The organism is Paenibacillus sp. FSL R10-2199 (assembly GCF_038000235.1).
Taxonomy (GTDB): Bacteria; Bacillota; Bacilli; order Paenibacillales; family Paenibacillaceae; genus Paenibacillus_AQ; species Paenibacillus_AQ phytohabitans.
Map to the genome: position 1 here is coordinate 896,448 of NZ_JBBOBO010000001.1, position 14,495 is coordinate 910,942.

Genomic DNA, 14,495 nt, shown 5'->3' on the forward strand with positions numbered 1-14,495 from the left:
TCATTTGGAATAAATTTCAGGCTTCAGTACACCTACGTATGGGAGGTTCCGATACAGTTCGGCATAGTCGAGTCCATAGCCTACCAGGAAAGCATCAGGAATCACAAAGCCGGTATATTCGGCCTCAAGATTAACTGCACGGCCTGAAGGTTTATCGAACAGGGTGACTACGTTGACGGAAGCAGCATTCCGGCCCTGCAGCATCTCAATCAGATAGCTGAGGGTAAGACCACTGTCGATAATGTCCTCGACAATCAGAACATCACGGCCTTCAACCGATGTGTCCAGATCCTTGATGATTTTGACTACACCGGATGATTTGGTCGTACCGCCGTAGCTGGATACTGCCATGAAGTCCATCTCAACGGGTACTGTAATCACTTTAACCAGATCCGCCATAAAGATAAACGCACCTTTGAGTACACAGATGACTAAAGGTGTGCGGCCTGCATATTCCTTGCTCAGCTGGGCGCCAAGCTCCCTGATTCTTTGTTGGATTTCTTCTTCGCTGATCAAGATTTCTTGAATATCATTCTGCAACTTGCGAACCTCCTAAGTTATACTATGAAAGACTTACTTCGACCATTACGTTTCTTCGCCCTGTTCCATGTCTTCCATGGACAGGAGAAGCACCGAGGCCGTGTGCCGCCCTACTGCGGCATGCATCGAGCGTCTTACGCCCGGAATCCAGACGATATTGCCCAAACCATCACAAACGAGGGGAATCGCAGAGCGTTCGGAAGAAGGTATTTTATCATCAATGTAAATATCTTTTACCTTTTTGCTTCCGTTTAATCCCATAACCCTTATGGTATCTCCAGGCAATCGGGAACGGATGGTGAGTGGTAAGACGAGCTCATCGCCGTCAAACCAAGCCGACATCTTCCCAGAGTCCTCCTCCTGTGCAAAAAAATCTTCTCTCTCCAGCACCTTCATCGTCATAACTTTTCCTATCTCCTTCAGGTTGATCCGGGGATGAGGCAAAGACAGAGGGTATGTATAGCTCACCTGCCGAAGCAAGGGCTTGGACGAGAACAAAAGGGTGTCATATTGCCGCATACAGACGAAACCCCCGCCCAAATCCAAAGTCCATACGGTGGGGTACTCCTGCAGCGTTCCCCGGCGCACAGCTTCAATCTTGGGGAAATCCATCGCAGATGAATCCGCTGACAGATAATTTAATATTAGTTTAATCAAACGCCGTTGTAAAGCGGAGGGTAGGGCCGCAAATGAAGCTCTCTTCAAGGTGTATTTTCCATGCTCGATAAAAACAAGCTCTTCGAAGCATTTTGCCGCATTCGCCTCCATATATTCATCTTCCGCACCGGCAATTTCAGACAGCTGCAGCAGTGATTGTCTCACTCTCGGATTATGCTGTTCAAGCAGGGGCAATACTTCCAGCCTTACCGCGTTCCGCTTATACTTCATAAGCAGATTGCTGGCATCCTCCGCGTAAGCAAACCCCTCTTCCCGGCATAAGCCGACAAGAGCTGTTTTGTTAATACGCAGGAAGGGGCGGATGAGTTCCACCTTTTTTTCAGTCCGTTTCCAGCGCATGCCTGCAAGCCCCGAAGGACCACTCCCCCGCAGCAGCCGCATCAGCACGGTCTCGGCCTGATCATCGGCATGATGGGCCAGTGCGACAGAACGTGCATGGTAACGGTGCGCGGTTTCAATCAGAAATTGATAGCGTTTCTCCCTTGCCGCTCCTTCGGGACCCAGTCCTATTTCCTTGACCATGGATGGAATATCAAACTCCGCGAGCTCAAAAGGGATTCCCAGCTCAGCAGCCAACTTCCTGACAAACTCCGCCTCTTCCGCTGATTCGGTTCTGAAGCCATGATTCACATGGGCACAGACCAGAGTTAATGGCATCCGGTTTACGGCTATCTCGTGCAAAATACGCAAAAGAGCCACAGAGTCCGGCCCTCCGGAAACTGCGACTACAATGGTGTCATGGGGCTGCCACAGTTCATGCTCAGCCGCAGCTTCCAGTACGGATTCCACCAGTTCTTTCATTTGTTCCATATGCGGCATCCTTTCTTGCAGATCACTTGCCTGTCTTGCTCCGGAATTCCAGAACCCTGGTATTATGTATAATTTCAAAAACGGAATACCCAGTAGATCGTAAAGGCCAGCAGAAATAAAGACAGCGCAAACGCATTTTTGAGCCAGCGGGGAGTTGCCATCGTATCCTTTCCCGTCTTCCGCGCTCTGTATATCTGACTTCTCCAAATCTCCGCAGCTTGTGCGGATCCGGGAAAACCGCCTTTGAGCGCCAGACACAGCCAGGAGGCCAGCTTCTTGTCAGGCAGATTTCTGGCCAGCTTCAGCAGTTCATCCACACTCCGGGTCTGCGGCAGCTGCTGGGCTGCCGACTTCAGACCTTCTTCATTAAGCAGGCGCAGGCACAGTACGGCAAAAGCAAACAGATCATAGTTCTCGTCTCCCGTCCGGCTGCCGGCGTTCCAGAATCCGCGGTCATGCCATTCGGTAAACTGCTTCACGCTGCGTCCCAGGGGACTCGCGCCACCGTAGTCAATCAGCTCGGCTTCCCCGTAACTGGATACCATGACATTCTCCGGCTTAAGGTCTCCGAACACAAAGCCGCACTCATGCAGGGTCTGCAGCTTCTCCAGAAGCTTCATGCCGACAAGCCCCAGCCAGGACGCCCCGTTCCTGGACAAAAAATGATGCAGCGGTCTGCCCTCCACATAACGCATCACGTAGAAAGGAGTATGGTCCCTATCCTTGAAATCATCCGATTCCAGCAGGTAAGAGGACAACGGTGACTCCTTGCGCGCCCGGTGCTCGCTGCGTTTACGGCAGGATTGCAGAGAGGTCAGTACATTGATCTCTGACTGCAGCTCCAGCGTATCGTATCCGATTTTGAGCGCATACCGCTCCCGCCGGCCTTCCCGCTGCACAAGATATACGGTTCCGTTTGCCCCTTTCCCCAGCATCCGCTCCACAACATAACGGTTCCCCCGCCATTTGCCGGTAATTACAGTGCCTGCCGGAAAGGGTGGATTAGACGACATACCCACCAATCATCCCTTCTCTTGCCTCGTCATCCCCATTCACAAGATAGTCACGAGGTTCATCCAGTTTATCATAACGGTAATGTTCGAGCACCTTGAAAATAGCCGGTCCTGTCGGAGTAGCCCCCCGCATCTTCAGCCTGGAGAACAGTGAGCGGACTTCCGATACATTCCGCGTCCAGTCCATATCCAGCACGGCATCTTCACTGCTGGAGTGTCCGGGGAAATGGAACACGGCAAGCTCGCTCCGCCCTTCCCGTGCCTCCAGACTGAGAGCCAAATCACGGATGGCATCCTCCACGGCACCCAGCTTGGGCTTCATGCTCGCACTTGCATCAATTAATAGGGCAATACGCAACGGAGAAGTCTCAGTCAGCTCATCGACAACCGTAACCACCTGCGACCGCTGCTGTGGAGGCAGTTCTTCAAGGGAACCCTCGCCGAGAATTTTTTTTACCTCTTTATTAACCGCCTGCTGGATTGTCTGAACCACGGTCTTGCGGGTCATCATCTGAATGGTCTGCGCCAGCTGCGACGTTGAGGCAATCCGGCTGAGTCCGCCTCCCGCTTTGGCAATATCAGCGATCTCCCGGCTTCCGAGTTCACCGATCGTTCCATAGTCCACGACACCTACGACATTGACCGTAATGCCTTCCTGCCGGGCATGCGCTGCCGCAAGTACCGGACTTTCCCCTACATTTGAACAACCGTCAGTAATGAGCAGAATCTGCTTCATGACCGTTCACTCCCCTTTGCCTTGTATCTAGTTCTAGCATATCCAAGGTAGAGAGATTTCAAACGCCGCTTAGCGGGAAAAACTTGAATCGAATAGCTTCATGAAATAAGGGTCACTGCGAGAAAGTTTTGGGCCTCCGATCGCTGTTGTCCTCTGATTTCCTGATTTGAGTACCGCAGTTTGCGGTTGAAATCAGAGGACTGCATATGCTTCCGAAGCGATCTTTCCTGCGGAAAGCTTTCAGGCGAATGCTGCCGCTTCTGCGGCTCCAAAATTCCTCTCCGTTCCTTAACCTCACGATAAGACCAACAATCTGAAGCAATCGCCGCTGAGTCAGCGGCGGTTGAAACGGGGCGGGGCAGAAACGGGCGAGTGGATGGAATGCACCCGCCCGTTAACACAAGATTGAGACCACAGGCCTCGGCCAGCGGAATATATGGAAGCTCCGGTGGTGCTTAACTTGGCTAACCACTTAGCTGGTGGTGAAATATGGTGATTGCTGCAGCTGAATTGATAAGTTTCCTGCAGATAACTATTAAGCGCCCCACTATCGCTCTTCCAGTCTGTGTCTTAAAATCCTGCACCAAATACAACATTTCCCTCACAAAATCATCCCTAAGCGGATATTGTTGTACGAAATGCAGGATTTCTCAGCTTCCAAGCCATTTAGCGGAGCAATTGTTGTAATTCATACAACAATCCTCCCAAACAACCGGGTAACGCCGAATCAAAGCTGTACTACGTACAAAAACTTCATGCCTGAACCGAGACGGACCAGGACTGCCAGTGGTTCTTGAATCCCATGGCAGCGTGACGGACAGAAAATAGAGGGAACTTAAGAATCCCACTTACTGCATGAACGAAACCCTTACTCTGCAGGGGGGCGTTTTATCGGCTGGCCACAATTTTAAGTTCTGCCTCTATAGATAATAATGAAAGAACAATGTCAGCTGAATGATAGGTTACCTAACTAACTGTACGCGGTCTCTCCATCCGGCCCACGCCCGGCATATGCAGGCTGGACCACTCCGGATGGAAATGATCGACACGGCTGACGACAATCGTCATATCATCATGGATTTCATTGCCCTGGTAACGGATTACCTTATCCAGCAGGCTGTCGGCCATATCCTGAGGATCATCGCCTTCCAGCTCCTGGATCAGGCGTTTCATCCATATCTCTTTATTAACGGCATATCCGGGCGCATCATAAATACCATCGGTCATCATAATGAGAATATCCCCGGGACGCAGCTGCATGGTGACCAGGTCCACTTCGATATCTTTAATAATTCCAATCGGCAGATTGCTGGCTGTCACCGGAATAACCTCGCTGCCCCGCCGGATAAAGCTTGGTGCTGACGCTATCTTCATGAAGATGGTCTGCGCCGAATATTGATCGATCAGCGCCATATCCACGGTCGCATAAAATTCATCCGGGGAACGCAGCAGCAGAATCGAATTGACGGACTTGACCGCCAGCTTCTCATCCATCCCGGATTGCAGCAGCTTCTCCAGCATGGATAGCGCAGCGCTGCTCTCCATCCGGGCCCGCTCGCCGTTGCCCATTCCATCGCTGATCGACACAGCAAAGGTGCCATTTCCGAGCTCCACCGTACTGAAGCTGTCGCCGGACATTATGTCGCCTCCTTTGGCAGCCCCGGCTACGCCGGTATTGATTTCATAAGCTTTGGCCGAACCAAAAGTCACCATGGATAAGCCTTCGCGCGGGTGCACAGCTGTTTCACTTACCACCGCAATATTCTCCTCCAGGATATCGGAGAGCAGCGGGGCAATCATTTTGCGGCATTCGTCAAAGCCCCGGGTATAAGCATGCACTACTTCAATCTCTACCCGGCCGGGATCAAGGCTTAGAATTTCTATAGTGTGAATTGACAGGCCCAGCTTCTCCAGTGCCTCACGAATCTGTCCCTCCTGGCGGTACATCGCCTGGCCCTCCCGCTTGATCTCCTTCGCCAGATCCTCCATAACCTGAGAGACCCCTGATAATTGCTCGGCAACAAATTGGCGGCTGTCGTATATTTGCCGCTTCCAGCGCATATCATGCTGATAGAGTTCATATTGGCCCTTCATTACTTCCAGTACTTCGCCCGTCTTGCCGCAGATCCGGTTCCATTCCGGAGGCAGCTGGGCCGCTGTAATGTCGGGGCATTCCTCCACAGTAGTCATCATATCGGTCATATATCTGTATGTCTGATAGAACTTGGCATCCCAGCAGTGGGTACGCCGGATGCAGCCGGCGCAGGCCCCTTCCGTTACCGTTTTCATAAAATCCTCCATTTCACGGTCGCTTTTACCGGCTTCCGTGGCCCGGGGAATTTGACCAAAGCTGCTGGAGAGCTGACGGAATACCTGAGAGAACTGGGTAACCCGGTCTGCTGTAATATCCCGCACTCTGCGGGCATATTCATGTTGAGAGCGGCTATGATCAGCAGTCCCCGGTACATATTTGGCAATGGCAGAAATAATGCCTTTAGGTGTCAGAAGAAACAACACTACGGCCGCGCAGGTCTCCCAGGTGGAATTCATCACATCGCCCGGTCCCATGAAATATACCGACAATATGGTTGAACCCAGCAGCATCCCGATTGAGACGGCCCCTTTGCGTCCGGACTGCATCATTCCCGCCAGCATGCCGGAGAAGGCCAGCAGACTCATCTGATAAATGGCACTTACATCAGCCAGACTGAGAATCAGTCCGGTGACGACACCGACGGCTGCCCCGAGCGGGGCTCCACCGGCAAGGGCAAAGAGCAGAATGAGGAAGCGCGATAAAATATGCTCCAGAGAAAGGCCGTTTACCGTCCACCCGACCAGGCCTGTCATCACGGAGGCCAGCAGAATAATCAGGCAGAGGACCTCTTCATTGCGAAGCGCCCTGCTTTTTTGCTTATAAGTGAACACCGGAAGCGCCTGCAGGAATACGAGCGTCAGCACAAACCCAAGCAAGGCATCAATCGTTGCCATCATCAGCGGATACCAGGCCAGCGTCGGCCCGATCACCACCCGGAACAGTCCCACCATAAAAGAAGCCACGAATACCATCAGCGGCGCATAGGACAGATCCACCCGCTGGAAGTTCTCCATTCCTTTATAAATTAGATAAAAGATAATCAGCTCTGCGGCAACCACTATAGCACCGGGAAACGGGGTAAAGAGACTTCCGAGCAGAATAGCCGCAGCCACAGGCAGCGTAGAGTCCCTGCGCATAAATACAATGACGGCGAAATAAGCGGCAGCAAAGGGAGTCAGCTCGTCCAAAATCATGGCACGGCCCAGTAAAAAGCCCATCAGACTCAGCAGCATTGCCCACTTCTTGACCGCGATGAACTGGAGGACCGGCTGTTTCATACTCCACGCCTTCAGACGTGTACTCCAAGCTTCCTTCTGAATCTTGTCTTTGCTTCCTGCTCTTGTCCACTCCGGCAAATTCACCACATTGCTTTTACTCATTCCCCTGCACCACCCGTATAAGAATTTATGGTTCTCATTATATAGCGGGGGTCTTATGAAAGTTTGTCAGAAACAGAGAGCAGGCTGTAAAAATATTCCGACAAAAAAGCCTCTGCCGACATTTTATGGAAAAACCTTTCTAACCCTTACGGAGCAAAAGGTTAGCCCTTGCCGGGGCTGACCATGACGGCGGACGTTGCCGGTGCCCGCGCATACATTCGTCAGCGATTGCCCTAGAGTTATGTGAGAATGGCTTGGATGCTGTCGGCAATTTGTTTGTGGCCGACAAAAAACAGCCCGGCTGCGAATCCTACACTGAAGTTAATGCAGAGCTTACTGCGACCAGCGGGCAAATGCCAGGAATTGAACAATTACCAGGACAAACAAAAAAACCGCGAAGGGCATGAAGCCCCAGCGGTTATTTATGATGTGCAAGACTCAGATTATACGCGCTTGGCTCCACGGCCGCCGCGCTTTCCTTCTGTGTTCTTCTTGATCGAAGATATCCGTTCTTCGCTGTCTTTCAGGAAGCGTGACATTTTATCCTCGAATGAAGGTTTACCGGCTGCAGGCTTGAATGGACGCCCACCCCGTTCACGATTGAATCCACCACCGCCGCCTCCGCCACTGCCGCCACCACCGCCGAAACGGTCTCCACCGCTTGGACGTTCTGGTCTTGGAGCTCTGGGGGGACGTACTTCTGACGCCGGCTTATCAACGGCCTGCTTAATGGAAAGTCCGATCTTGCCGTCCTTGTCAACATTGATCACCTTGACGGTTACTACATCCGCAATCTTCAAATGATCGTTAACATCCTTGACGTAGTTATCGGCGATCTCCGAGATGTGAACGAGACCTGTGACACCTCCTGACAGATCCACAAATGCTCCGAAATGCGTGATGCCTGTCACCTTGCCCTCTAACTTGGTGCCCACTTCAATTGCCATAGAATAAAATGATCCTCCCTTAAAAATATACAGACGAATATTAAGTTCATCCTGTCTGCGGTGATTTGATTATACAGTAAAGAACAAAGCAAGGCAACAGAGCGAAAGCCCCTTTTAGCCTGCTTTTATTACTCAGATTGCTCTGTGCGGATAGGTGATTCACCTTCTGGATACATATTATACCATTTACGCGCTAATTGTCCGATATACTCATCATCATTCAGCCGCGAGACTTCATATTTCAGTTGGTTAAGCGAAGCTGTGACACTTTCATTGCTCTGCTGCTTCTTCGCAAGCTGTTCAGTCTTGTCGGCAATAGCTGAACTCTGGGCAAAGAAAGTAAACCCGGCCCAGCCGAAGAATACCGCTACTACAAAAATCCATATAAACTTTCTTCTCTTCGCGCCTGCGGCCGAAGCCTTATTGTTATTATTCTTCTCTTCCGCAGAGAATCTGTTCATACAGCGTACCCCCAGTTCAAGATCAGCGTTTCCGCCATTCCGATATCCATTTAGTGATCCTCGCCATCCTGGCACTGTGATAGAACCGGGCAAGATACGGAGAGACCCACCTTACAGGAAGTACCCAGATTGGCTTGGTTAGACGCAGCAGCAGCTTCAAAATATAGAGCAGGATCCGGCCGAGCAGCAGCAGCGTTCCCTTCACAAGGCGCCACAGCCAGAGAAGCGGCCATCCGATCACGATCTCAATACATTTCCATAGCATCCTGCACGTATACTGAACCGACTGAATTAACATTAACACAAAACGCCGTACCGTAACACTGAAGATCAAAAAATAGATCCATACACCTAGAAAGAGTCCGAGAAAGACATAAAACCTCAATTGTCCCTGATTTCCGGCATAAAGCATGCGAAAGACGAACAGGGCAGCCGCTATCCAGTACAGCAGATCCAGCAGCGCATTCAGCCATTTGGGAAAGCTCAGCTTCAGCGACAGCACCCGGTAGCTGTCATAGGCCAGTCCCATGGCTGTGCCGGCCAGTACCATGTAGAACAGGGTGATCCATTGGACCGCGGGATTCATTTGAACAGCTTACGGAGAATCCCTTTATTTTTGCCCTGCGTACCGGGATCCAGATAAATCAGGGAATGAACATTGCCTTCAAGTGACAACAATCCATTCTCCAGACTTAAATTTTTGATATGTAAATGACTTCCCCGAATGGTGAGATGGCCGAGTTCCGTACGCAGCAGAAACTCCTCGCTGTCAAAGCTCTCTACATTCTGCACGCCCGTAAGTTCGACCTGTTTACGGCTGTGCATGTGCAGATCATGTTGTTTATTGACTTTGGCTGGCTCGATCATAGCATGTACCCCTCCTTCTTGGTTCTAATCTATGACGGAAGGACAGGGTATAGAACATGAAGGCGTGCCATGCATCGTAAAAAAGCGCAACTTCACATAGAGTAAAGTTACGCTTTCGGTTACTGCCTTTGAATATCTGCCTTACCAGTCGAGTCCGGTGCTTTTGGCCACAGGCTCTTCACGGAGCAGGGTATACATTCCGGCGGCCTCGTCCTTGCGGGTGGTCTCCACCAGCTTTTCGACTTTGACCGTCACAAGCTTTTGGCCGAACTGCACGGTAATCTCGTCACCGATCTTCACAGTGCTGCTCGGTTTGGATTCCCGTCCATTGATCAGTACCCGGCCCTGTTCGGACACATCCTTGGCCACGGTGCGGCGCTTGATCAGACGGGAAACTTTCAGGAACTTGTCCAGACGCATTAGTTAACGGCTTCTTTAAGCTTGTTACCTGCCTTGAAGGCCGGTACAGTCGATTCAGGGATTTCAATAGGTGTGCCCGATTGCGGGTTACGGCCCGTACGGCCGGAACGTTTGCGGGTTTCAAAAGTACCGAATCCGATCAGCTGCACTTTATCTCCGCTTGCCAGAGCTTCTGTAATTTCGCCCAGAACCCCGTTGAGTACTGCTTCTACATCTTTTTTGGCCAATCCGCTTTTTTCGGAAATGTTGTTTACCAGATCTGTCTTGTTCATAATTTGAAGTTCCTCCTAGGATACAAAAAATAAATGAAAATCAGTTTGCTGGCAGAAGTTGCCGCAAAACGTCATTTCGTCTTTATGATATTCTTGATTCTACCCTCAATTCCTGCCATGATCCGCCGTTTTTTTTAAAAATGTAACATCTGGCGGGAGAACCGGGGCTTATAGCACTATAACATTATAAACCTCTCTTTGCATTTCAAATCAGAGATTTAAGGTCCTGTTCACAGCATTACCGTTTCTCCGGCACTGTATACCCTACTGGCTCCGCTCTTCCGTCTTGGCTTCCTGCCAGAGGGCTTCCATCTCTTCGAGACTACTGTCTTGAACACTAGTACCTCTATCAAGCAGTCGCTGCTCAATGTACTGGAACCGGGAGATAAACTTGCGGTTTGTGCGGGTCAGCGCTTCTTCCGGATCGGCATCGATGAAGCGGGCTACATTGGTTGCCGCGAACAGCAGATCACCAAGCTCCAGCATTTGCTCCTCGGCAGACAGCCCCGTTTCAATCGCTTCCTGCAGTTCGTCGACCTCTTCACGGATTTTGGCCAGGACATCCCCGGTATTATCCCAATCGAATCCCACCTTGGAGGCCTTCTTCTGCAGCTTGTAAGCCTTCATCAGTGCAGGCAGGTCACGGGGAACCCCGCTGAGCGCGGATAACGCTTCAGGCTTCACGCCTTTGCGCCGCTTCTCTTCGGCCTTCATGCCATCCCAGTTCTGCAGCGCCTCCTCGGCATTGCCGGCAACCTGGTCACCGAATACATGCGGATGGCGGAAGATCAGCTTATCATTCAGCCCCTCTATTACATCATAGACGCTAAATGTGCCGAGCTCCTCTTCCATCTGAGCATGAAGCATAATCTGGAGCAGCAGGTCGCCCAGCTCTTCCTTCATATGGTCCGGGTCATCCTCGTCAATCGTTTCCAGCACCTCATAAGTCTCTTCGATCAGGTTCTTGCGCAGAGACTCATGCGTCTGCTCACGGTCCCAGGGGCAGCCTTCGGGACTCCGCAAAATATCGACAATTTCATGCAGCCGGGCAAACGTACGCTTTCGCGCATCCTCTGCACGGTTGATCGGAACGTACACCAGCGAGAGGTTGCCGTATCCGTCCAGCCGGTCCAGCTCATACAGCGGCACACGCAGAATCTGCTCCTCGCCCTCTACACCGAGAGCATGTCCGACAATTACTTCATACTCCGGCGGATACAGCTCCATCAGGCAGAGCTTGGTTTCTGATGCAGTGAAGCTGTCATAGACCTGTCCGATCAGCGTGTGCAGCTCCGGATGGAGCTGGGAGCTGCGGATGCCCGAAGCATCCAGCAGCTGGAATCCTTCAATCGGATCAAAGCCCAGACGGACGAACGCCTCATCGAGGAAGCTCTCGCCGCCAAGGATATTCAGCTCAATGCCGGCCTCCGGGCAGCGCTGGCGCAGCAGGGATACAGCGGATTCAGCAACCATGGGATGTCCCGGCACGGCATAGACGATTTCTGTGCCTTGCGGAGCCGCCGCTGCCTTCTCAATCAGGGTGGCCGTAATGGCTTCGTAGACCTCAGGGAAGGAGGATAACGATTCATACAGCCCGTCGAAAGACTCCGAAGAAATCTCAAGCTCAGCCAGTGCAGCCATAGCGGGATGCTCTGCGGTCCGCACGTAAATGGCGGATGCCGCCTTGAGCTTCTTGATAATGCCCAGTGTCAGCCGGTCCGGATTGCCGGAGCCAAGACCGACTACCGTTAGTATTGCGCTCATGCCTGTCTACTCCTTTCAGGGCATCTGCCTGCTGCTCGTGCAGCCGGTGGCCCTATGTAAATTATTAGTAAGCCTTAAGGGAACAGGCGCAGCTTCTTCAGCTTGTCCGCCAGCCGGGGGCCGAAGCCCGGAAGCTGGCGCAGTTCGTTCTCGCTGAGCAGCCGCAGCGCCACTGCGCCGAGTCCGAAGACGGCGCAGCCTGCGAGCACGCCGAGCAGGCTCTGCGCCAGCGCAGCGGTCCGCCCGCCGCCGAAGCCGGCCGCGTCCGCCGCTCTGCCCGCGGCGAGGCTCACGGCCGCGGCAACCAGCCCCAGGCCCGCGAGCAGCGCGGCGGGCTTCAGCAGGGCATCTGCGAAGCGCAGCCGCAGATAGCCCTGGCGGTGCAGCAGCAGCACGTTCAGCGCTGCTGCGAAGAGATGTGCGGCCACGCCGGCGATGGCCGCACCGGTAATGCCCTGCTGCGGGACCAGCAGCAGGTTCAGGGCCGCCTTAAGCGCAGCGGCGGCCAGAAGGTGCAGCGCCGGCGCACGCACGGCGCCAAGGCCCTGCAGCAGCGCGGCGGAGATGATGCTGACCGTGCCGCCGGCGGCGGTGAAGGCCAGCCAGGTCATCGCACTGCTGCCGGCAGCGTCCCCATACAGAGCCGTGTTAACCGGCTCTGCAAGGACGGCCAGGCCTACGGATGCGGCCAGCCCCAGGAGCCAGAACCAGCGCAGCGACAACGTGATGCGCGTGCGGATAAGGTCCTCGTTCCGCTGGAATTTCGCTTCTGCCAGAGCCGGAATGAATACTACCGACAATGAGGTGGCCAGCATGGTTACGATCTGGACGAGCGGCAGTCCGCGGTTATAGATGCCGAACTGGGCCATAGCGGCCGTCTCACTGCTGCCGCTTCCCGTCAGCAGACGGGGAACCGTGAACACATCCACCAGGCCGATCAGCGGCATAGCCAGAGCGCCCAGCATCACCGGCAGTCCGTAAGCCAGCAGCTTACGGGCATTCGCGCCGCGTTCCGGGCGGACTTCAGCTGCGGCTAGCTTCCCTCTGGACGGAACCTGAAGCATAGCGGCCTGCAGCCCGCGGCGGCGGTAAGTGCGCCAATAGAGGAGCATAACGGCCAAACCTGCCAATCCCCCGCCAGCAGGACCGAGCAATGCGCCGGCGGCAATACCCGCCGCATCGGCACCGGCCGCTGTCAGATAGAGCAGCAGTGCGATCATGACTGCCACACGCACCGACTGCTCTACGACCTGTGACACAGCGGTCGGCATCATATTATGCAGCCCCTGGAAGTAACCGCGCAGAGCAGCCATCAGCGGTACTACTGCCAGTCCCCAGGCGCTGCTGCGCAGAGCAGGGGTAATATGGGAGTTGCCGACCCACACAGCAATAACCGGAGCTCCGGTATAGACCAGAACCCCGAGAATCAGCCCGGAGACTGCTGTAATGCCCGCTGACAGGCGCAGCACCCGCCGTCCTTCCTGATCATCCTGCGCAGCAGATGTCTCTGCTACGAACCGTGAGATAGCTGCAGGCAACCCCAGCATGGCCACCGTGACCAGAATCGTATATAGCGGATAGACCGTATTGTAGATACCGAATGCTGCGTCACCACCCAGGTTCTGCAGCGGAATCTTCTGCAGGGTGCCGATCAGTTTCGAGAAAATAGCTGCCGCGCTAAGAATAAATGCACCTTGCAGCAGCTTAGAGCCCTGTGTGTCTGATTTCATGATATACCTGCTTCTACAGCGTGACTGCCATATTATTGAACGTGAACTTAAGCATGTTACAAGAAAGTCCCCATTCTTAAGTTCATCATATTAGAATGAATTTCTATATTATAGCTTAAGTATGCCTGTAAGTGGAAATGGCTTCACTGATACAACAAAACCCCGCCATTTCCTGTGGATTCATACCCAGAGGATAAGCGGGGTTCTATAGGCCAATCTCTTACTGCTCCATTTGCTTGCCCAGGAAGGCTGCGGCTGTTTCAGCCATCTTCACTTCCATCTGCGCCATTTTTACCGTGTCATCCTTATTCAGCAGTACTACACAGCCGATTGGATCTCCGCCGGAGATAATGGGTGCTGCCACATAGCTGGATAGCAACTCCGTGTGGTCTTTGCTGATGTCGTAGCTGCCCCCATTAGTCTCAAGCACCGTTTTACGGCTTTCCATTACCTTCTCCAGCAGCACGCCAACCTGCTTCTCCAAATAATCCTTCTTGGAGCCGCCGGCGAGTGCGATGAAGGTGTCCCGGTCCGTAATCATGGTAATATGCCCTGTTCCCTCAAACAGTGACTCCGCGTATTCTTTAGCGAAATCACCCAGCTCGCCAATCGGAGAATATTTTTTCAATATAACTTCACCATCACGGTCGACGAAGATTTCCAGAGGGTCTCCTTCCCGAATCCGCAAGGTGCGTCTAATCTCTTTAGGGATAACAACTCGTCCGAGGTCATCAATACGGCGTACAATTCCAGTAGCTTTCATTTCACATGTTGCCCCGCTTT

At 52.9% G+C, this 14,495-nt stretch carries 14 protein-coding genes; all 14 read right to left on the reverse strand.

Going from position 1 to position 14,495, the window contains the following annotated elements:
* Window positions 1-540, reverse strand: a complete 540-nt coding sequence (gene hpt / locus NYE33_RS03875) for a hypoxanthine phosphoribosyltransferase (RefSeq protein WP_039309523.1) — start codon at window positions 538-540, stop codon at window positions 1-3.
* Between the two features lie 45 nt (window positions 541-585).
* Complete coding sequence (gene tilS / locus NYE33_RS03880) at window positions 586-2,028, reverse strand: tRNA lysidine(34) synthetase TilS (RefSeq protein ID WP_341064816.1); 1,443 nt, start codon at window positions 2,026-2,028, stop codon at window positions 586-588.
* Between the two features lie 74 nt (window positions 2,029-2,102).
* Window positions 2,103-3,041, reverse strand: a complete 939-nt coding sequence (locus NYE33_RS03885; protein ID WP_042132693.1) for a serine/threonine protein kinase — start codon at window positions 3,039-3,041, stop codon at window positions 2,103-2,105.
* Window positions 3,031-3,777 carry a hypothetical protein gene (locus NYE33_RS03890; protein ID WP_042132692.1) on the reverse strand — a complete coding sequence of 249 codons (747 nt, stop codon included), beginning with the start codon at window positions 3,775-3,777 and terminating at the stop codon, window positions 3,031-3,033. Before NYE33_RS03890 ends, NYE33_RS03885 begins: the two co-directional genes overlap by 11 nt.
* Before the next feature lie 966 nt (window positions 3,778-4,743).
* On the reverse strand, window positions 4,744-7,251 hold the full coding sequence (gene spoIIE, locus NYE33_RS03895) for a stage II sporulation protein E (protein ID WP_042132691.1): 2,508 nt from the start codon (window positions 7,249-7,251) through the stop codon (window positions 4,744-4,746).
* Between the two features lie 443 nt (window positions 7,252-7,694).
* Complete coding sequence (locus NYE33_RS03900; RefSeq protein WP_042132690.1) at window positions 7,695-8,198, reverse strand: S1 domain-containing RNA-binding protein; 504 nt, start codon at window positions 8,196-8,198, stop codon at window positions 7,695-7,697.
* 128 nt (window positions 8,199-8,326) lie between these two features.
* Complete coding sequence (locus tag NYE33_RS03905; protein WP_039309513.1) at window positions 8,327-8,659, reverse strand: FtsB family cell division protein; 333 nt, start codon at window positions 8,657-8,659, stop codon at window positions 8,327-8,329.
* A 22-nt stretch (window positions 8,660-8,681) separates the two neighbouring features.
* Window positions 8,682-9,245: a spore cortex biosynthesis protein YabQ gene (yabQ, locus tag NYE33_RS03910; RefSeq protein WP_341064818.1), complete on the reverse strand. Its 564-nt coding sequence runs from the start codon at window positions 9,243-9,245 to the stop codon at window positions 8,682-8,684.
* Entirely contained in the window at window positions 9,242-9,526 is a 285-nt protein-coding gene (gene yabP / locus NYE33_RS03915; RefSeq protein ID WP_039309510.1) for a sporulation protein YabP, read from the reverse strand. The genes yabQ and yabP overlap by 4 nt, the downstream gene beginning before the upstream one ends.
* Window positions 9,527-9,667: 141 nt before the next feature.
* Entirely contained in the window at window positions 9,668-9,946 is a 279-nt protein-coding gene (locus tag NYE33_RS03920; RefSeq protein ID WP_036723951.1) for an RNA-binding S4 domain-containing protein, read from the reverse strand.
* Window positions 9,946-10,218: an HU family DNA-binding protein gene (locus tag NYE33_RS03925; protein WP_039309509.1), complete on the reverse strand. Its 273-nt coding sequence runs from the start codon at window positions 10,216-10,218 to the stop codon at window positions 9,946-9,948. Before NYE33_RS03925 ends, NYE33_RS03920 begins: the two co-directional genes overlap by 1 nt.
* 264 nt (window positions 10,219-10,482) lie before the next feature.
* Window positions 10,483-11,982: a nucleoside triphosphate pyrophosphohydrolase gene (gene mazG, locus NYE33_RS03930; RefSeq protein ID WP_076248549.1), complete on the reverse strand. Its 1,500-nt coding sequence runs from the start codon at window positions 11,980-11,982 to the stop codon at window positions 10,483-10,485.
* A 74-nt stretch (window positions 11,983-12,056) separates the two neighbouring features.
* Window positions 12,057-13,712 (reverse strand): putative polysaccharide biosynthesis protein, encoded by a 1,656-nt coding sequence (locus NYE33_RS03935; RefSeq protein ID WP_076248547.1) that lies wholly within the window; start codon window positions 13,710-13,712, stop codon window positions 12,057-12,059.
* A gap of 220 nt (window positions 13,713-13,932) precedes the next feature.
* Window positions 13,933-14,475, reverse strand: a complete 543-nt coding sequence (gene spoVT, locus NYE33_RS03940; RefSeq protein WP_039305786.1) for a stage V sporulation protein T — start codon at window positions 14,473-14,475, stop codon at window positions 13,933-13,935.
* Window positions 14,476-14,495: the final 20 nt, after the last annotated feature.

Bases quoted from the DNA above. Each gene is read 5' to 3' on its own strand.
- NYE33_RS03920 (WP_036723951.1), bottom strand. From the start codon at position 9,946: ATGCGTCTGGACAAGTTCCTGAAAGTTTCCCGTCTGATCAAGCGCCGC.
- spoVT (WP_039305786.1), bottom strand. From the start codon at position 14,475: ATGAAAGCTACTGGAATTGTACGCCGTATTGATGACCTCGGACGAGTT.
- mazG (WP_076248549.1), bottom strand. From the start codon at position 11,982: ATGAGCGCAATACTAACGGTAGTCGGTCTTGGCTCCGGCAATCCGGAC.
- NYE33_RS03925 (WP_039309509.1), bottom strand. From the start codon at position 10,218: ATGAACAAGACAGATCTGGTAAACAACATTTCCGAAAAAAGCGGATTG.
- NYE33_RS03935 (WP_076248547.1), bottom strand. From the start codon at position 13,712: ATGAAATCAGACACACAGGGCTCTAAGCTGCTGCAAGGTGCATTTATT.
- spoIIE (WP_042132691.1), bottom strand. From the start codon at position 7,251: ATGAGTAAAAGCAATGTGGTGAATTTGCCGGAGTGGACAAGAGCAGGA.
- yabQ (WP_341064818.1), bottom strand. From the start codon at position 9,245: ATGAATCCCGCGGTCCAATGGATCACCCTGTTCTACATGGTACTGGCC.
- yabP (WP_039309510.1), bottom strand. From the start codon at position 9,526: ATGATCGAGCCAGCCAAAGTCAATAAACAACATGATCTGCACATGCAC.
- NYE33_RS03885 (WP_042132693.1), bottom strand. From the start codon at position 3,041: ATGTCGTCTAATCCACCCTTTCCGGCAGGCACTGTAATTACCGGCAAA.
- tilS (WP_341064816.1), bottom strand. From the start codon at position 2,028: ATGGAACAAATGAAAGAACTGGTGGAATCCGTACTGGAAGCTGCGGCT.
- NYE33_RS03890 (WP_042132692.1), bottom strand. From the start codon at position 3,777: ATGAAGCAGATTCTGCTCATTACTGACGGTTGTTCAAATGTAGGGGAA.
- NYE33_RS03905 (WP_039309513.1), bottom strand. From the start codon at position 8,659: ATGAACAGATTCTCTGCGGAAGAGAAGAATAATAACAATAAGGCTTCG.
- NYE33_RS03900 (WP_042132690.1), bottom strand. From the start codon at position 8,198: ATGGCAATTGAAGTGGGCACCAAGTTAGAGGGCAAGGTGACAGGCATC.